A 17,257-nucleotide genomic window follows, 5' to 3' on the forward strand; every position below is an offset into this window, starting at 1 on the left:
AAACATCTTTTATTAATACTCAAGTTTAATGAATAAGTAACTTCTTATTCATCATATATTTCAAATGGTATTCCTTCTATTGTTTCTTTTAATAACTCTTCTTGATCTTTTACTTCATTATCATTTTTTACTACATAATCTACAATTACTTTTTCCTTTAGAACTTCTGAAAATACGGTATTCACAATTTCTCTGTATTCTGCCTTCTGTAACCTATCTTTATTAAATGCATACATTGAATCATATTCAAGTGTAACTATACCATTTTTTAAGCTATATGGCTTTGCTGTAACGATTGAAGCATAAACAATCATTGCCCTCTTTGCCTTGAACTTTTCTAATATTTCTGTCCATACTCTCCCAACATCATCTACTGTTAACGATGAATTTGGATTAGCTTCTAAATTAACACTGTTACTATTTATGTTACCCTTATTAATAGCATTTCTACTTTGATTATTATTTGAATTAGTTCCTATATTATTATGTGCAGATTTTAATTCTTCATTAATATTTTCTGATTGAACCATTCGGATCTTGCCAGTTTTTAATGATTCCTCCAACTTGTTTATTCTTGATAAAATAACCTCATTTGAAGTATCATACTCAATTTTACACATCTTTATAATAGCAAGCTCTAAATATAATCTACTTTGCTTGCTAGCTTTTGAATTTGTTTCCGCATCCTGAAGTATTCTAATAGCTCTCATTATTTCTTCTACTCTAATCTTTCTTCCCTGTTCTTTAATTAAATGAATATTTTCAAGAGACATGTCTAAAACTTCTTCTGGATTATTTGTAACCTTTACCATAAGTAAATTTCTAAAATGTGCTATTAAATCTTTAATGAACAATTGCATATCCTTACCAGAATAAACAAGCTTATCAATTATAATCATGGATTTTTCAATACTTCTATCTATAATGGCATAAGTTATGTCAAACAAATATTCATTTGTCACAAGTCCCAATATACTAACTAAATCTTCGTAGTTAATTTTATCTTCACCCATAGCAATCGCTTGATCTAATATACTTAATGCATCTCTCATTGCACCATCGCAGACTCTTGAAATTAAATCCAAACTTTTTTGCTCATAAGTTATTCCCTGAGAATCTGTTATCTTTTTAAGTCTGCTAGATATTTCTTTTTGGCTTATTCTCTTAAAATCAAATCTTTGACATCTAGATAGAATAGTTATAGGTAGCTTTTGCGGATCTGTTGTGGCTAATATAAATATTACTCTCTTAGGAGGCTCTTCTAAAGTTTTTAAGAACGCATTAACTGCTCCTACTGAAAGCATATGAACCTCATCCATTATATATATTTTATACCTAGCTTCCTGGGGCGGATATTTTGTATCATCTATAATGTCCCTAATTTTATCTATACCATTATTAGAAGCGGCATCAAGTTCTGTTACATCAATTGCTAATCCCTCATTTATTTTTCTACACATCTCACACTCGTTACATGGTTCTCCATTTTGTAAATCTAGACAATTTAATGCCTTTGCCATTACTTTTGCAGTTGATGTTTTTCCTGTTCCTCTAGTTCCACAAAAAAGATAAGCATGTGCAATTCTATCGTTTAAAATTTCATTTTTTAACGTTGTAGTTATATGTTCCTGTCCAACAACGTCTTCAAAATTCTTTGGTCTCCACTCTCTATATAGTGCTGTATAACCCACGGGATACCACCTCGCCATTTCTCTTAAATATAACATTATTATACACTATTGCTTGTGCAATGCAAAATACACAATTAGTTTTATATTACATATATTTGAATAAATATATGTAATATAAAACTCTTTAAAAATAAATACTAATAGTTTCTTGAATTTACACTCCTTCTGAAGACCATATACTTTTAATATGCTTTTATCTAAAATATATTGGATGACTTGTTAAATAGTTTAGGTTAAAATGTATATTGAATAATTTTATTATAAAAATAATTTTTAAATATAAGGAGGCATATCTATAATGAGTTTATATGATGATAAATATTTAGCCATTGCTAATGATATATTAGAAAATGGTTACTTCGATAATAACAGAACTGGAGTCAAGACTTATAAACTACCTCATCAAATTATGCAATTTAATTTAGAAAAAGAATTTCCAATACTAACAACAAAATTTGTGGCATTTAAAACTGCCGTTAAAGAACTTCTTTGGATCTTTAAAGCTCAATCAAACAGTGTAAAAGAACTTCAATCTCAAAACGTAAAAATATGGGATGAATGGATGATGGAAGACGGAACCATCGGAACTTCTTATGGTTGGATAGTGAAAAAGTTCGATCAAATGGATAAATTAATAGATGCATTAAAAAATAACCCACAAGATAGAAGAATGATGATTAATTTATGGCAGATTCCATACCTAGATAGCGCTCCTTTATATCCTTGCTGCTTTCTTACAATGTGGGATGTAACAGATGGGAAGCTCAACTGTATGCTTGTTCAACGAAGCGGAGATTGGGGACTTGGTGTTCCATTTAATACATCTCAGTATGCTGTATTAGTTCATCTGTTAGCTCAAGTTACTGGACTTAAGCCAGGATTATTTACTCATGTAATAAATAATGCTCATATATACGAAAATCAAGTATATGGTTTGAAACTTCAACTTACAAGAAAAAATGATGCATATAATGCTCCAAAACTTTGGATCAATCCAGAGATTACAAATTTCTATGATTTTACTCCTGACGACATAAAATTAGAAGATTATAAGCATCATGAATCTATAAAAATGGACGTATCAGTATAATTAAATTTAAGGCATATGAAAGAAAATAATATACTTTTTGATTGTGCCTAAGATAGGTGGGATAATAAATGATTTCAATAATTGTTGCTATTGCTAAAGATAATGTAATCGGAAAAGATAACAAATTATTATGGCATATTTCAGAGGATTTAAAGAGATTTAAAAAAATAACTACAGGCAAAAAAATGATTATGGGCAGAAAAACTTTTGAATCATTGCCTGGAATTTTACCAAATAGAGAACATATAGTTCTAACTAGAGATAATAATTTTAATGTAGATTCAGATAAGGTGACAATAGAGCACGATTTTAATTCAGTACTTCAAAGATATTTGAAGTGTGAAGATGAAGTCTTTGTAATTGGAGGTGCTGAAATTTATAAACAATTTCTCCCTTATGCAAAGAAATTATACTTAACAAAAGTAGATGAAGAATTTGAAGGCGATACATATTTCCCTGGAATTAATTATTCAAATTATAATACTGAATACACATCAGAGAAATTTATTGATGAAAAGAATGGATTGCATTATACTTTTGTAAATTTAATACAAATGTAAATATACAGTAATATCAGTTTTAAATTCATATTACTCTATCATAATTACGAAGAATTAAATTCTATTTTAGAAATTGGCTAAAATACAACTTTAAAATAAAAAATCTTTAGAATTGGGGAATGTATTATGAAATTTGTAACTTTTAAGCATGAAGGTATAGAGCAAGTAGGAATACTAGCTCTCAATGAGCAAGGAGTTTATCCTATAAAATCTCTTGGCATTAATTATGATAGCATGATCAGTTTAATAGAAAACATAACAGATCACGAAATGGATCTTCTACAAAAATCATTAACTAATAATGATAAGGAATATATCTCCATAGAGAATATTTCTAAAATGCCTCCAATACCTAATCCTAATCAAGATATTATTTGTTTAGGTATCAACTATATGGAACATGCAGTTGAATCTGCTCGATATAAAAACGAAGCCTTTGGTGGAGATAGACCATATGCAGTATATTTTTCTAAAAGAGTTAATACTGCGACTGCTGATGGTGATTATATCCCTAGTTATCCACAAATAGTTGATAGTCTAGATTATGAGGCTGAATTAGCAGTGATCATTGGAAAAGACGCTAAAGATGTACCTAAAGAAAAAGCTTTTGATTATGTTTTTGGCTATACTATAATAAATGATGTGAGTGCAAGAAACCTTCAAACAAGACATAAACAATGGTATTTTGGTAAAAGTTTAGATGGTTTTACTCCAATGGGGCCTTGTATTGTCACTAAAGATGAATTTGTTAATCCTCCAGTATTAAGGATATGCTCTAGAGTTAACGGAGAGCTAAGACAAAATAGTACTACTGATCTTATGATTACTTCAATACAAGACGTAATTCATGAATTGTCTCAGGGAATTACTTTAAAGGCTGGAACTATTATTGCAATGGGAACTCCAGCTGGTGTGGGCATGGGATTCATACCGCCTAAATTCCTAAAGCCTGGCGATATAGTTGAATGCGAAATTGAAGGTATAGGCTGTCTTAAAAATATTGTAAAGTAAATAGTAAATTTAAATTAAATAGGATAAGAAAATGAGGGTATTTCATTACTGAAATGCCCTCACTTTCTTATCCTATTGTGTCCTATGTTAATCCTATTGAAGAATAACCTAATTAATTTTTCATTTCCATGCTATAATTAAACATTAAAATAAACCATGCACCTCGCTTCGTTATTAGTTTTCTATACGTTACTAATGCAGTTAGCTCAGACCAGATTGATCCACGGCACATGGAAGGAACCACTTATCGCTGCTTCCTTCCAGATCTGACGAGGTTCATGGGCTTCCATTGCGTGGGACCCAGTCATCAACACCACTTACAAAAGTCAGACTATAAATCGCTAATACCTAAGCGAGGAATTCAATCCTGCTATAGCGGATTGCAGGTTACAGGGCACCGCTAACTCCCCATCTAGCATGGCAATGGTGGAATGATAAGGGTTTGCACCTTAATTTCTCCTATTGAGAAAATCGTCTCTTCTCAGACGTCAAACCATGTTAATCATTGCTTTTATCAAAAATATATTTTAAAAATTATTATTAATTTATTAAATGTCATTTTCGATACTTGTTAATGATAACACATAAAAAGTCTAAATTCAAGAACATTATTACTGTCTTTATGTTAAATTTATTCCATACATACCATAATACAATAATAAAATTAACTTTATATCATTTCTTCCCTCATATTTTTTATTTAAATAAGCCTTAAATCTTTTCAAATTAAAGATTATCTACTCTTCAACAAGAATGATATGCTCTTTTTCTACGCCAGCTAAAGCTGCAAATATTTCAAATAAATTGCTGTCATTAACCTGATTTTTATATTTTTCATAATATCCAACAGCATGTTCTTCTTTTTGCTTTGCTAATTGTAAAAGTGCACTATCACTATCATAGCTATCATAGCTAACTTTACTTAAATTAGGAGCCTTTATAAAGCCACCTAGTCTTTGATGTATTTTTGAATGACATATTTCTATTTTTGATAATGCTTCAAATACTTTTTTGACTTTATCATTTTTAGCTTTCATAGCTGCCGTGTTATAAAAGTCACCATTAAAGAGCTCAAGCTTAACAGCATGATCTAAAATCTTCAAAGTATTTTCATCAAACAAGTCACTTTGTACTGCAATTATTTCATTACTTTCACTCAAATACTCCTTACCTACACCACAAAATGGACAATGAATAATATTATCTATCGAATTCTTATTAATAAAAGCTTCTTCATTAAAATTAAAATTTCTTTCATTTATTTCCATACCACATATTCTACACTTCAAATAGTCCATCCCCCTTAAATTTCATATATATTTTAACATACTTTTCATAGACTCATTGCTTTAATCTCATCTTTTTTTAGTTTTTTAAAATAACTATTCTTTTCTAAATTGATATACTACATACTAATCTAGCTAAGGCAACTCCCCCTATGCTTAAAAATACATTTAATAAAATGTTAGCAATTCCAAATAAGTATCTTCCGTCGCTAATTAAATTTATTGTTTCATAGCTAAATGTTGAAAATGTTGTTAACCCACCCATAACACCTGTTGTTAAAAAAAGCTTTAAATTGGGCGATATCAAATCTGTTGAAACACTTAGTTCCATTATCATTCCTATAAGGAAACCTCCGACTACGTTTACTATTAATGTTCCTAATGGAATATTAGAATTTATCATTTTTGCTGATTGCATGGTCACTAGGTATCTCATTACAGCTCCAATGCAACCACCTATTCCAACATAAATAATCTTTTGCAAAATAATCTCCTCCTTAATAATAAAAAAACTCCCGCCTTCTAAAGCAAGAGTCTTTAACATAGCGTATGTAGTATTAACCTCGCTATATTTAATCAGTTTTTCTTATAAATGTTATTATATACCAGAGAGTTTCAAAAGTAAATTATAATTAACTTTTCGAACCTAACTTGTTTCTAATATAAAATAACTTTATAACGACAGTAACTACTATCAACAAAATTATTATACTCATTAATTCAAGCATAAAAAATTCTTCTGGTAATGCATTTATTATAGGATCAGTTCTAGGATCAAATATCCAGTAATTATTTCTAAAGAATATTTTATGAAAATAAATAAATGCTTTGGAAAAATCCTTTGCTGATATTGCACCAACAAATATGAATATTACTGCCATCATATTTACACCACTATTGAAATTTGCTATAAGCCTCTTTTTTAAATCATTTGATTTATTAGCCAATGCTTTAAAGATTATAACGCCAATAAATATTATACTAAATACATATAGCGCTATAAATATTCTCTTCACCTCAAAAAAGTGTATCCTTCCGAATTCACTCATAGGTATACTATTAAACTTTAATTCCTTAATAAACGGATTCTGAACATAATAAATTACTCTTTTATAGTTATCCATTAATATTTCTGTTGATAATCCAGTGTATTCATTTAATTTATATCTTTGTATTGCATAACCATATATACTAGTTGTATTTAAAACACTTAAAACTATAATGGATATAATTGATATCGCATAAAATATATCTCTAGAAATCCCCAAAGCTATTCTTAAAACTTTTGAAAATATACTCTTATTTATATGAATTCACTTCCTTAAATAATCTAATTCGCCTTTAATAAAACCACTTATGATCCAAAATCACAAATGGTTTTATTATAAAAATTATAAATATTCTAAATTGTGTTTTTCTCCATTGAAATGTTAACCTCAATATTCATATCTCCAACACCCATTTGCACACATACAACTTTATCTGAACTCGCATTTGCAGTAAAGTTTCCATGTACAAGAGTTGGTGTAGATATATTTATATTAATATCTTCTTTTGAAAAATTAGTTGCTACAGTTGCAGTTAACATATTTGTAAGTTCTGAAATTGCACTTTGAGCCAATTCATCAAATTGTTCAACCGGCATTCCCATCATCATTGTAGATGCTATTCGTTTTGCATCATCTAAGCTTAACCCATAAATAACATTACCTTTAATGTCACCTATAATACCAACAATAATGACAACTCCAGGACTCTCTATGAATCTACCTCTTAGACTTATTCCCTTTTTCTCTACATCAGGTAACCCTAACTGTGGCAATACACTTGCAAAAGAATTTAATATTGGATTTATATAATTGACATCCATTCTCCTTCACCTCTTCCAAAGCCTATACTAATTGATAAATCTCCGAACTGAGTTTTTGCATTCGCAGAATAAGTAGTTTCTAATTCTGCTTTCGATATACTAATTGATTCTCCATGGAATGTGGTTGGCGGAGCAACCCTTAATCCAAATATCCTATTTCTTTTATTTATCATTGAACATGCATTTCCTGCCGCCATATTTGTTATCTCAGACATAACATTAAGCATTTCTTCAGTATTCTTTACCTCTCTCTTAAGCAATGCTTTTCCTATGCTATTAGCAGTTTCAAATGACATATCGAAAATTATTCTTCCTGAATACTTTCCTATAACCCCCATGACAATTGAAATTCCCTTACTAATTTTCTCAACATTTTCATTACTTTCATGTGTAATCACCGGCACTGTTTTAGTAAGCTTATTAAAGACATCTAATAGAGCCTCTCTAAACACTGATGAATATAGACCTTCCAATTCTAAAAACAATTCTTCATCTGCCATAACTCTATTTATTAATAATGTTAATTCTTCTGCATCTACTGGCTTTTGTGCGTACCCACATACGTGATTCTTTTTCGCTTTTCTTACTATTTCATCATCCATCATAGAACTAACAATTATAACTTTAATATTAGGATCAATTTTATGTATTTCCCTTGTACATTCAAATCCATCAGTTCCTGGCATAGTCATATCCATTGTTACTAAATCCGGCTTCATATTTGTAACAACCTCAATAGTTTCCTCTAAGGAACCTGCTTCACCCACAACATTAAATCCACTTTCTGTCAATAAATCTCTCAATAAAGCAATTTGAAAAGGCGAGTCATCCACTATAACAATATTCACATTTTTCATAATTACACCACCTACCCCTTTATTTATAAATACAATCAACCTACCTAACTTTAATATCAATCTGTCTCACAATTCTCCTTCTTAAAATAACCATTAAATTTAATATGCTTTGTAAGTTAATCATATTATCATTATATTTTAAATTCTACTAATACTCAACGAAATTTCTACATAATATAATAAATTTATCATATTAATACACATTCTAGTTAAGATAAAAATCAGTAAATCACCCTATTTTTTATTTCATATTTATATTATATTTTGAGCTTGTCACTTTCTGTATAATTAATATTCCATCCACTATAAATAGCCCTATAAACTATCTTATAGGGCTATTTATATATGCTTATTATTTAAGTTTTACTAATAATTCACCTGTTTTAACTTGTTGTCCTTCACTTACTAAAACAGATTCAATAGTTCCTGCACTAGATGCAACAATATTTGTTTCCATCTTCATTGCTTCTACCACAAGTAAACTATCTCCTTCTTTTACACCGTCTCCTTCTTTTACAAGCACCTTGATTATGGTTCCTGGGATACTAGCTCCAACTTCTAGCTTATTATCAGGATCAGCCATCTTAGATGAATCATCCTTACCTGAATTACTGATAATTCTCTCAGTTTTATCTTTTATTTTAATTTCTCTTCTATTTCCATTGATTTCGAAATCTAAGGTTCTATTTCCTTCAGCATCAAGATCTCCGATTTTAACCAGTTGGACAATCATGGTCTTTCCTTCTGCTATTTCAATTTCACTAGTTTCTCCCTCTGCAAGTCCATGGAAGAATACATCACTGCCCATACGACTTACGTCACCGTACTCTAATATAGATTTTATATATGCTTCAAATACATCTGGATATAATGCATAACTTATTACGTCTTTTTTGCATGGTGTGAACTTATACTTTTCTTTTAAGTATGCTTCAATCTTTCCAAAGTCTTCTGGTGGTAATAATTCACCTGGTCTAACAGTTATAGCCTCTTCTCCTTTTAATACAATTTCTTGTAAATCCTTAGGGAAACCGCCTTCTGGCTGACCCATCATTCCTTTGAAATATGAAACTACAGAATCTGGAAAGGCCATATTCTTAGCTTTTTCAACTATATTTTCAGGAGTTAAATCATTCTTAACCATGAAGATAGCTAAATCTCCAACCATTTTTGATGATGGAGTAACCTTGATTATGTCTCCAAGCATATCATTTACATCTTTATACATGTATTTTACATCATTAAATCTATGTCCAAGACCAAAGCTCTCAACTTGTGGCTTTAAGTTTGAATATTGTCCACCAGGTATTTCAAATTTATAAATTTCAGCACTTCCTGATTTTAAGTCTGATTCAAACTGGCTGTATACTGGTCTTACTGTATCCCAATAATCAGATATCTTTTGAATTCCGCTTAAATTAATACCTGTATCTCTATCTGTATTACGAAGAGCAGCAACAACTGAGTTTAAAGCCGGCTGACTTGTAAGTCCTGACATTCCATTGAAAGTTGTATCAACAATATCAACGCCTGCATCTGCTGCCATTAATACTGTAGCAACACCATTACCAGTAGTATCATGAGTATGAAGATGAATAGGGATCGAAACTTCATTCTTTAATGCAGTTATAAGCTTCTTAGCTGCATAAGGTTTAAGTAGTGCTGACATATCCTTTATTGCAAGAATATGAGCTCCCATTTTTTCAATTTCCTTAGCTTTATTTACATAGTACTCTAAGCTATATTTATCTCTTTTTTCATCTAAAATATCTCCAGTATAGCATAATGCAACTTCAGCTACCTTATTGCATTTTAATACTTCCTCTAAAGATACCTCTATGCCCTTTAACCAGTTAAGAGAATCAAAAATTCTAAATACATCTATTCCGCTGTCAGCTGATTCTTTTATAAATTCTCTTATAACATTATCTGGATAATTCTTATAACCTACACCATTTGCTCCTCTAACAAGCATTTGGAACATTACGTTTGGAATTCTCTTTCTTAACGATTCAAGTCTCTTCCATGGAGATTCCTTTAAGAATCTATAAGCAGTATCAAAAGTAGCTCCTCCCCACATTTCAAGTGAGAATAAATCATTTCCAAAAACTGCTGTTGCCTTTGCAATATTCTTCATGTCCTGAGTTCTAACACGAGTAGCCATTAAAGACTGCTGAGCATCTCTCATAGTTGTGTCTGTAAGAAGCAGCTTATTTTGATTTTTTATCCATTTAACTACACCTTCTGGACCTTCTGCATCTAAAATCTGCTTAGTTCCGCTTAATCCTTCTAAAGATGCTATAGCTGGAATATCTGGCACGTCATATTCTTTCTTAGTACCCTTAGTTTCATTTACGATCTTTTCACCAATGAACTTTAATACTCTGTATTCTTCATCACTTCTAGGCCTTATATCAAATAATTGTGGATTATTTGATATAAAGTTAGTATCACATTCACCTTTTTTGAAGGTTTCATTATTTAACACATTAATTAAAAAGTCTACATTAGTTTTAACCCCTGAAATTGTAAGCTCCTTGATTGCACGTATGGATTTTCTAACAGCATCATCAAAAGTTCTTGCATATGCAGTACTCTTTACAAGTAAACTGTCATAATATGGGCTTATTACTGCGCCACTATATCCATTTCCTCCATCAAGTCTGATACCAAAACCTGATCCTGTTCTGTAAACATCAATTTTACCTGTGTCTGGTGAAAAATTATTTGCAGGATCTTCTGTAGTTATTCTACATTGGATTGCATATCCTCTTGGCTGTATATCGTCTTGAGAGTGTATACCTACTTCTGCAGAGCCTAACTCATAGCCTTCTGCTATTAAAATCTGGCTTTGAACTATATCAATTCCAGTGACCATTTCAGTAATTGTATGTTCAACCTGGATTCTTGGATTCATTTCTATAAAGTAATGATTTCCGTGCATATCAACTAAGAACTCTAGAGTTCCTGCACTTCTATAACCTACAGATTTAGCTATTTTAAGTGCATCTACGCAGATTTCTTCTCTTTTTTCTTGTGTTAATGATAATGCTGGAGCAATTTCGATAACCTTTTGGTGTCTTCTTTGAATAGAGCAGTCTCTTTCATAAAGATGTACTATGTTACCATACTTATCTCCAAGCACTTGTATTTCAATATGCTTTGGTCCTTCTATATATTTCTCAATGAACATATCATCATTACCAAAAGCTTTTTTTGCTTCATTCTTAGCATTTCTAAAAGAAGGTAGAAGCTCATTTTCGCTTCTTACTATTCTCATTCCTCTACCACCACCACCGGCAGCAGCTTTTATCATTACAGGAAAACCACATATTTTTGCAATTTCAATTGCTTCTTCTTCAGAAGATATAGGCTTTTCTATCCCTGGTATTACTGGAACGCCAACTTCTTTAGCTACTATTTTTGATTTAATTTTATCCCCCAATTTTTCCATCATTTCTGATTTTGGACCTATGAATTCTATACCAGCTTCTTCACATCTTCTAGCAAAGTCTGGATTTTCAGATAAAAATCCATATCCTGGATGGATAGCGTCTACATGTTTTTTTAATGCAAGATTTATTATTTCGTCAATGTTTAAATAAGCTTCAACTGGCCCCTTATTCTTTCCAATTTGATATGCTTCATGAGCCTTAGTTCTAAAAAGAGCAAACTTATCTTCTTCTGTGTATATAGCCACAGTTCTTATTCCAAGTTCATGACAAGCTCTGAAAATTCTTATTGCTATTTCGCCTCTGTTTGCAACCAGTACTCTTTTAAATTTTTTCCCCAATTAAAATACAACTCCTTCAATGCTTATTATTTTTATTTCATATGAATTATCTTTTAATGCATGTGTTAGTTGTTAGAAACCAATTATGCAATTTTTATAACTCATAAGTTGTCATAATACAAATTTTGTTCATTAAAAAATTAATATATTGATTATAACATATTTGACGTTAAATGATACATATTATTTATCTTTTCTATGAATCTTTACATAATTCTCACTATGCCTGCAAGCTATTTTTTTTCACAAATATGAAATATAAAAAAATTTTTCTTTCATTTTTCTGTATTTATACACCATCTCATTTATCTAATTTTCTTTCAATTTTGACGTACAATTAGGACATCTTGTTGCCTGCGAATTAATTTCGCTGTAGCAGTATTTACATTTTTTCTTATCAGGAACAATATTTTCTCCCTTTTTCTTAGTAAGTTTGCTTATTTGCTGTATAATAATAAAAATTGAGAATGCTACAATCAGAAAATCTATTATGTTATTTATAAATATTCCATAGTTAACTGTAGCCACTCCTGCATCTTTAGCTTCTTGAACAGTTTTAAAATTTCCACTTCCTAAAGTAAAAAATAAATTAGAGAAATCAACTCTTCCCATCAATAAGCCAACTAGTGGCATTATAATATCATTAACTAAAGATGTAACAATTTTGCTAAAAGCTCCACCAATAACAACACCTATCGCTAGACTAACCATGTTTCCTTTCATAGCAAATTCTTTGAATTCCTTAAACATTTTTATTCTCCTTTTTCTTGCTTTATTGTTTAAATGCGTAACTGCATTAAACATAGACTAATCATTCATAACTTATTTTATTATCTGTGACTTTAAATTTTTTATTCTTGTGAATTATTTTATATTCATTAATTAATGAACATTAACATTATAGTGAAAATTATAACTTTCTACTTTATATTCTTTATTATCTATGTGTTGATTTCAGGCTATTGAAACTTAAATATAAAAAAAAGAAATGTAAGAATATCTAATTTTTACAAACTACATATTCCTACATTTCTACTGCATATATCTATACTCTTGTAAATTCATGACTTTTGTTTTTTATATTCTTTGATTGATAGACCAGTACACTTCTTAAACCAATTACTAAAATAGTTAGGATCATCGATACCAATTTTTTTTGAAATTTCATAAGCCTTCGCATTTGGGTTCTTGAGCATTTCAGTAACTATCTTTACTTTAGTATTTACAATATATTCTGAAAAAGTCTCATCAGTTTTTTCCTTAAAAATTCTGCTTAGGTAACTTGGATTAACATAAAAATATTCAGCTACCAGTTTTAAAGATAAATCTCGATTAGATATATTTTTCACTATAAATTTTTTAATTTGTTCTATACTTAAATTTTTATCCTCAGTTTCATTAGCATCATTTAGATTTATTATATTATTATATACAACCATCTTTTCTTTAATATCCTTATATTCTTTTTTCTTTAGATATTCATCTTGAATCTCGTCTTTTAGCTTTAAAACTGAATTTCTTAATTCATCTTCATCTATAGGCTTAAGAATAAAATCATTCACACCAATCTTTATACTTCTTTTAGCATATTCAAATTCATTGTAACCTGTAATTACAATAACTTTTATATCTGGATACCTTTCTAATATGCTTTTACTCATATCCAATCCATCTGTTACAGGCATATTTATATCTGTTAAAATAATATCTGGCTTTTCTTTATTTATTAGATTCAATCCCTCAACTGCATTAGAAGCTTCAGCTACTATCTCCATTCCAATTTCATTCCAATCAATGCAATTTTTTATTAGATCCCTTATAAGATGTTCATCATCAATTATCATAACCTTTATAATGTTATCCATAAAATAATCCACTTCCCTTTAGAATATTCGTTAGAAAACTTAATCTATTTCTTAATTCTAGGCATCTTAATAGTTATTCTGGTACCAACATTTTTTTTGCTTTCAACAATAAATTCGTGCTCGTCTCCATAAAACACTCTTAATCTTTCCTTTGTAGTTCTTACTCCAATGCCAGTAGTTTTATTTTCGTTTATATTTCTAACTTGTGATTCCTCCATGCCATTCCCATTATCTTCTAGCATTAATATAACTTTTTCTTCCTCTTGAAAGGTAGATATTCTTATCTTTCCTTTATTCTTGCTACTTCTAATTCCATGATAAATAGCATTTTCAACTAGCGGTTGTAATACTAATTTTATTATCTTAAAATCGTCGCATCGTGGATCTAAATCATATTCAACCTCAAACATATCCTCATATCTTATATTTTGAATTATCAGATAGCTTTTTACCGTATTTATTTCTTCTTTTACAGTAATAATATCTTTTCCATTATTTAAGCTTGTTCTATAGAATTTACCCAAGGCTTTTATCATTTCATATATTGTTTTATTTTTTCCGAGTAGAGCTAAAGAATTAATAGTATCAAACGTATTGTATAGAAAGTGAGGCTTTATTTGTGACATTAACAAATTCAATTCATTTTGCCTTTTTATCTTTTCATCTTTACGTATTTTATCCAAAAGTAAATTAATTTGAGAAATTGCAATGTTATATCCCTTTTTTAATTCTCCTACTTCGTCGTTGTACGTTTTTACATTAACAATATTAAACTCTCCACTTTGAATCCCCTTCATTGATTCACTAAGCTTCTTTAAAGGCATTGTTATAAATTTAGATATTACTATAGACCCAATAATAATTAATAGGAAATTTATTATACTAAAACACAAAAGAAAATAATTAGTATACTTTGTTTGCTCCGGAGATTCATTGTATTCTGCCACAGTCGTCAGATTCCAGTTATAGTCTGAATTTTTAAGATTTGATATTATATAATCTTTATCTTGTATTTTTTCCTCTAAAAAAAACACTTTTGATTTAGAATCATTATAATTTTTTATTTTACTTAGTATTTTAGAGTCAACCTCTGAACCTGTTATCAATTCATCTTTATCATTCTTTATAATCAATTTTGTTCCATATTGATTATTTAGCTTCAAACTTAAATTATAGAATGCATTCTCGTTCATGTTTATAATTATCAAACCAATTTTTTCACCAGTATTTATATCATTTATTTCTCTTATGAGGGATACATAATTATTACCATAACCCTCAAAAAATCCTCCGCCATTTAATCTTAGTATATATTTACCCTTACCCTCTAGTAATTCATTATACCATTCAGAATTTTTAATCTTATCCATCTGAAAATCCTTATAAAAGACATTTTCAGAATAATACTTATTGCCATAGTTATCTAATACATATATTGAAGATATATTAGAGCTAAAATTAGTGAATTGTATTAGATAATTACTAACATTATCATAGGCAATCCCTTCTTCCTGAACTCTCTTTAATGTATTTTGAACATTGTCACTTGATATAATCATCTTTGATACGTTATTAACATTATCAATTATCATGCTCGTATTAGTTTCTGCACTTTCCAAAACCTCAACTGAACTTTGTTTCATTTTTTCTATATTATAAATAGAATTTATTTTCTTATATGCAAAGGTAAGTATGACTGTTGAAAGCACAAAAATTATTGAAAAATATACAATAATCTTTATACTTATTTTTGAATTTAAATATTTATCCTTCAAATTCTTTAATATAAAAAATTTATTATACATTTAATCATATCCTCATCATTCTATTTTCACCATTTCCTTTGTGAAGTCTTCAGGACTTATTTGTCCTTTAAATAGCTTACTAACTAGCTCCTTCTCTTTGTTTCCCTTTTCTTCTCCTAAGTAAATATCTCCGTATAAGCTATATGATGCATTCTCTGTTAATGTCTCTAATTCCTTAGATAATCTATTTACATTGCTCTTATCATCAGTGTATTTCCACGCTGGAAGCCCTGAACCAAATTCAAAATATCTTTTTGATATTCTTTCAGCTATAAATTTTGCCGCATCAACAGCTTCTTTTTTATATTTTGTATTATTACTTACCATTAAGTGATCCACTGCTCCACCCAAAAATTCTTTATCATTCCCATCTCCCTCTTTAACTACCGGGAATTTCTTAACGATTACATTGTCCTTTATAGACGGATCCATATTCCCTATCTCACCAATGAACCAGTTTCCTGTATAATACATAGGAATTTTTCCTTGTTTAAATAAGATCTCAGATTCATCTCTTGTAAGCTCCATATTTGATTCATTAAAAGCTTTTGAATCTATTAATTCCTTTAATCTATATGCAGCTTTTAATATTGTATCACTTTTATTGGCACCTACATGCGGATCACTGACTCCACCTATTCCACCTTCCCGTAACGCTAAGATATCATAATAGAGAATTCCTGTCCAATTGTCTTTTTCACCTACTAAAAGAGGTGTTATACCTTTATTCCTAAAAGCTTTTACTGCATCTAGGAATTCACCATAATTTTCTGGTACTTTAATATTTGCTTGTGAAAAGAGCTTTGTATTACAATAAAATGTTCCAACTGATAAAGTCATTGGTAATCCATATATGTTGTTATTATAGGTTACATTATTAAGCATATCTTTATTAATCTTATCTTTTGTATCTTCATCTATATATTCATTAAGATTTAATACCTTTCCAGATTCTATGAATGGCTTACTAAAGCCACCTCCCCAAGAATAAAATATATCAGGTAACTCGTTTACGGCAAATGCTGTCTTTATTTTTGCTTTATATCTTTCATTTTCTACAGCCTCAACTTTAATTTGGACATTAGGATTAGCCTTATTCCATTCTTCCACCGTATCCTGAATTATCCTTCCATTAGCATCCATTGTAGTTTGTGACCATATATGCCACATTGTTAATGTTATTTTTTCTTTATTTTCTGTGTCATTTTTTTTATCTAAAGAACAGCCATTTAAACTAACTAAAAATATTAAAATTATAGGAAATAAAATTACTTTTTTAATAATTATCCCTCCCCAAAAAAACTGATAATTAGGTCGATGATGATCAATCATTTAAATTTTCCTTCTTTAACTATATCTGTATTATGCTTTTACTGCAAGTCTTCAAATTCCTCTTAAAATATAAATATACTTTATATTTTAATAAAAC

General features: G+C 29.6%; 14 protein-coding genes and 1 other RNA gene. 3 read left to right on the forward strand and 12 right to left on the reverse strand.

All coding sequences use genetic code 11. The annotated features are described in order from the left end of the window. Window positions 1–44: 44 nt before the first annotated feature. Window positions 45–1,691, reverse strand: a complete 1,647-nt coding sequence (gene dnaX, locus F3K33_RS25450; protein ID WP_039773973.1) for a DNA polymerase III subunit gamma/tau — start codon at window positions 1,689–1,691, stop codon at window positions 45–47. Window positions 1,692–1,989: 298 nt separating this feature from the next. Between dnaX and F3K33_RS25455 the strand changes: the two genes are divergently transcribed. The 3 genes from F3K33_RS25455 (at window position 1,990) to F3K33_RS25465 (ending at window position 4,352) form a co-directional block, all read left to right on the forward strand. Next, window positions 1,990–2,781 carry a thymidylate synthase gene (locus tag F3K33_RS25455; RefSeq protein WP_023974904.1) on the forward strand — a complete coding sequence of 264 codons (792 nt, stop codon included), beginning with the start codon at window positions 1,990–1,992 and terminating at the stop codon, window positions 2,779–2,781. Between the two features lie 68 nt (window positions 2,782–2,849). After that, on the forward strand, window positions 2,850–3,341 hold the full coding sequence (locus tag F3K33_RS25460; protein ID WP_023974905.1) for a dihydrofolate reductase: 492 nt from the start codon (window positions 2,850–2,852) through the stop codon (window positions 3,339–3,341). Window positions 3,342–3,467: 126 nt separating this feature from the next. Then, a complete protein-coding gene (locus F3K33_RS25465; RefSeq protein WP_017212282.1) occupies window positions 3,468–4,352 on the forward strand; it encodes a fumarylacetoacetate hydrolase family protein in 885 nt (294 codons plus the stop codon). A gap of 154 nt (window positions 4,353–4,506) precedes the next feature. Here the strand turns inward: F3K33_RS25465 and ffs are convergent. The 11 genes from ffs to F3K33_RS25520 all read right to left on the reverse strand — a co-directional run bounded on the left by ffs (window position 4,507) and on the right by F3K33_RS25520 (window position 17,160). Next, window positions 4,507–4,773, reverse strand: an RNA gene (gene ffs / locus F3K33_RS25470) — signal recognition particle sRNA large type. Window positions 4,774–5,089: 316 nt separating this feature from the next. After that, entirely contained in the window at window positions 5,090–5,641 is a 552-nt protein-coding gene (locus F3K33_RS25475; protein ID WP_084670621.1) for a ferritin-like domain-containing protein, read from the reverse strand. Between the two features lie 103 nt (window positions 5,642–5,744). Beyond that, the gene (gene crcB / locus F3K33_RS25480; protein ID WP_012061106.1) at window positions 5,745–6,182 is read right to left on the reverse strand and encodes a fluoride efflux transporter CrcB; all 438 of its coding nucleotides are present in this window, start codon (window positions 6,180–6,182) and stop codon (window positions 5,745–5,747) included. Window positions 6,183–6,270: 88 nt separating this feature from the next. Next, the gene (locus tag F3K33_RS25485; protein WP_039773971.1) at window positions 6,271–6,906 is read right to left on the reverse strand and encodes a TIGR01906 family membrane protein; all 636 of its coding nucleotides are present in this window, start codon (window positions 6,904–6,906) and stop codon (window positions 6,271–6,273) included. A 134-nt stretch (window positions 6,907–7,040) separates the two neighbouring features. After that, complete coding sequence (locus tag F3K33_RS25490) at window positions 7,041–7,508, reverse strand: chemotaxis protein CheX (RefSeq protein ID WP_012061108.1); 468 nt, start codon at window positions 7,506–7,508, stop codon at window positions 7,041–7,043. Continuing rightward, window positions 7,490–8,365, reverse strand: a complete 876-nt coding sequence (locus F3K33_RS25495) for a response regulator (RefSeq protein WP_023974910.1) — start codon at window positions 8,363–8,365, stop codon at window positions 7,490–7,492. Before F3K33_RS25495 ends, F3K33_RS25490 begins: the two co-directional genes overlap by 19 nt. 352 nt (window positions 8,366–8,717) lie before the next feature. After that, window positions 8,718–12,158, reverse strand: a complete 3,441-nt coding sequence (locus tag F3K33_RS25500; RefSeq protein ID WP_039773970.1) for a pyruvate carboxylase — start codon at window positions 12,156–12,158, stop codon at window positions 8,718–8,720. Between the two features lie 309 nt (window positions 12,159–12,467). Next, window positions 12,468–12,908 carry a large conductance mechanosensitive channel protein MscL gene (gene mscL / locus F3K33_RS25505; RefSeq protein WP_039773969.1) on the reverse strand — a complete coding sequence of 147 codons (441 nt, stop codon included), beginning with the start codon at window positions 12,906–12,908 and terminating at the stop codon, window positions 12,468–12,470. A 311-nt stretch (window positions 12,909–13,219) separates the two neighbouring features. Next, the gene (locus tag F3K33_RS25510; protein WP_012061112.1) at window positions 13,220–14,023 is read right to left on the reverse strand and encodes a response regulator transcription factor; all 804 of its coding nucleotides are present in this window, start codon (window positions 14,021–14,023) and stop codon (window positions 13,220–13,222) included. Between the two features lie 44 nt (window positions 14,024–14,067). Beyond that, entirely contained in the window at window positions 14,068–15,828 is a 1,761-nt protein-coding gene (locus F3K33_RS25515) for a sensor histidine kinase (RefSeq protein WP_039773968.1), read from the reverse strand. A gap of 15 nt (window positions 15,829–15,843) precedes the next feature. After that, complete coding sequence (locus F3K33_RS25520) at window positions 15,844–17,160, reverse strand: extracellular solute-binding protein (protein WP_174775800.1); 1,317 nt, start codon at window positions 17,158–17,160, stop codon at window positions 15,844–15,846. Between the last annotated feature and the right edge of the window lie 97 nt (window positions 17,161–17,257).

This window comes from Clostridium beijerinckii, assembly GCF_008705175.1.
Classification (GTDB): domain Bacteria; phylum Bacillota; class Clostridia; order Clostridiales; family Clostridiaceae; genus Clostridium; species Clostridium beijerinckii.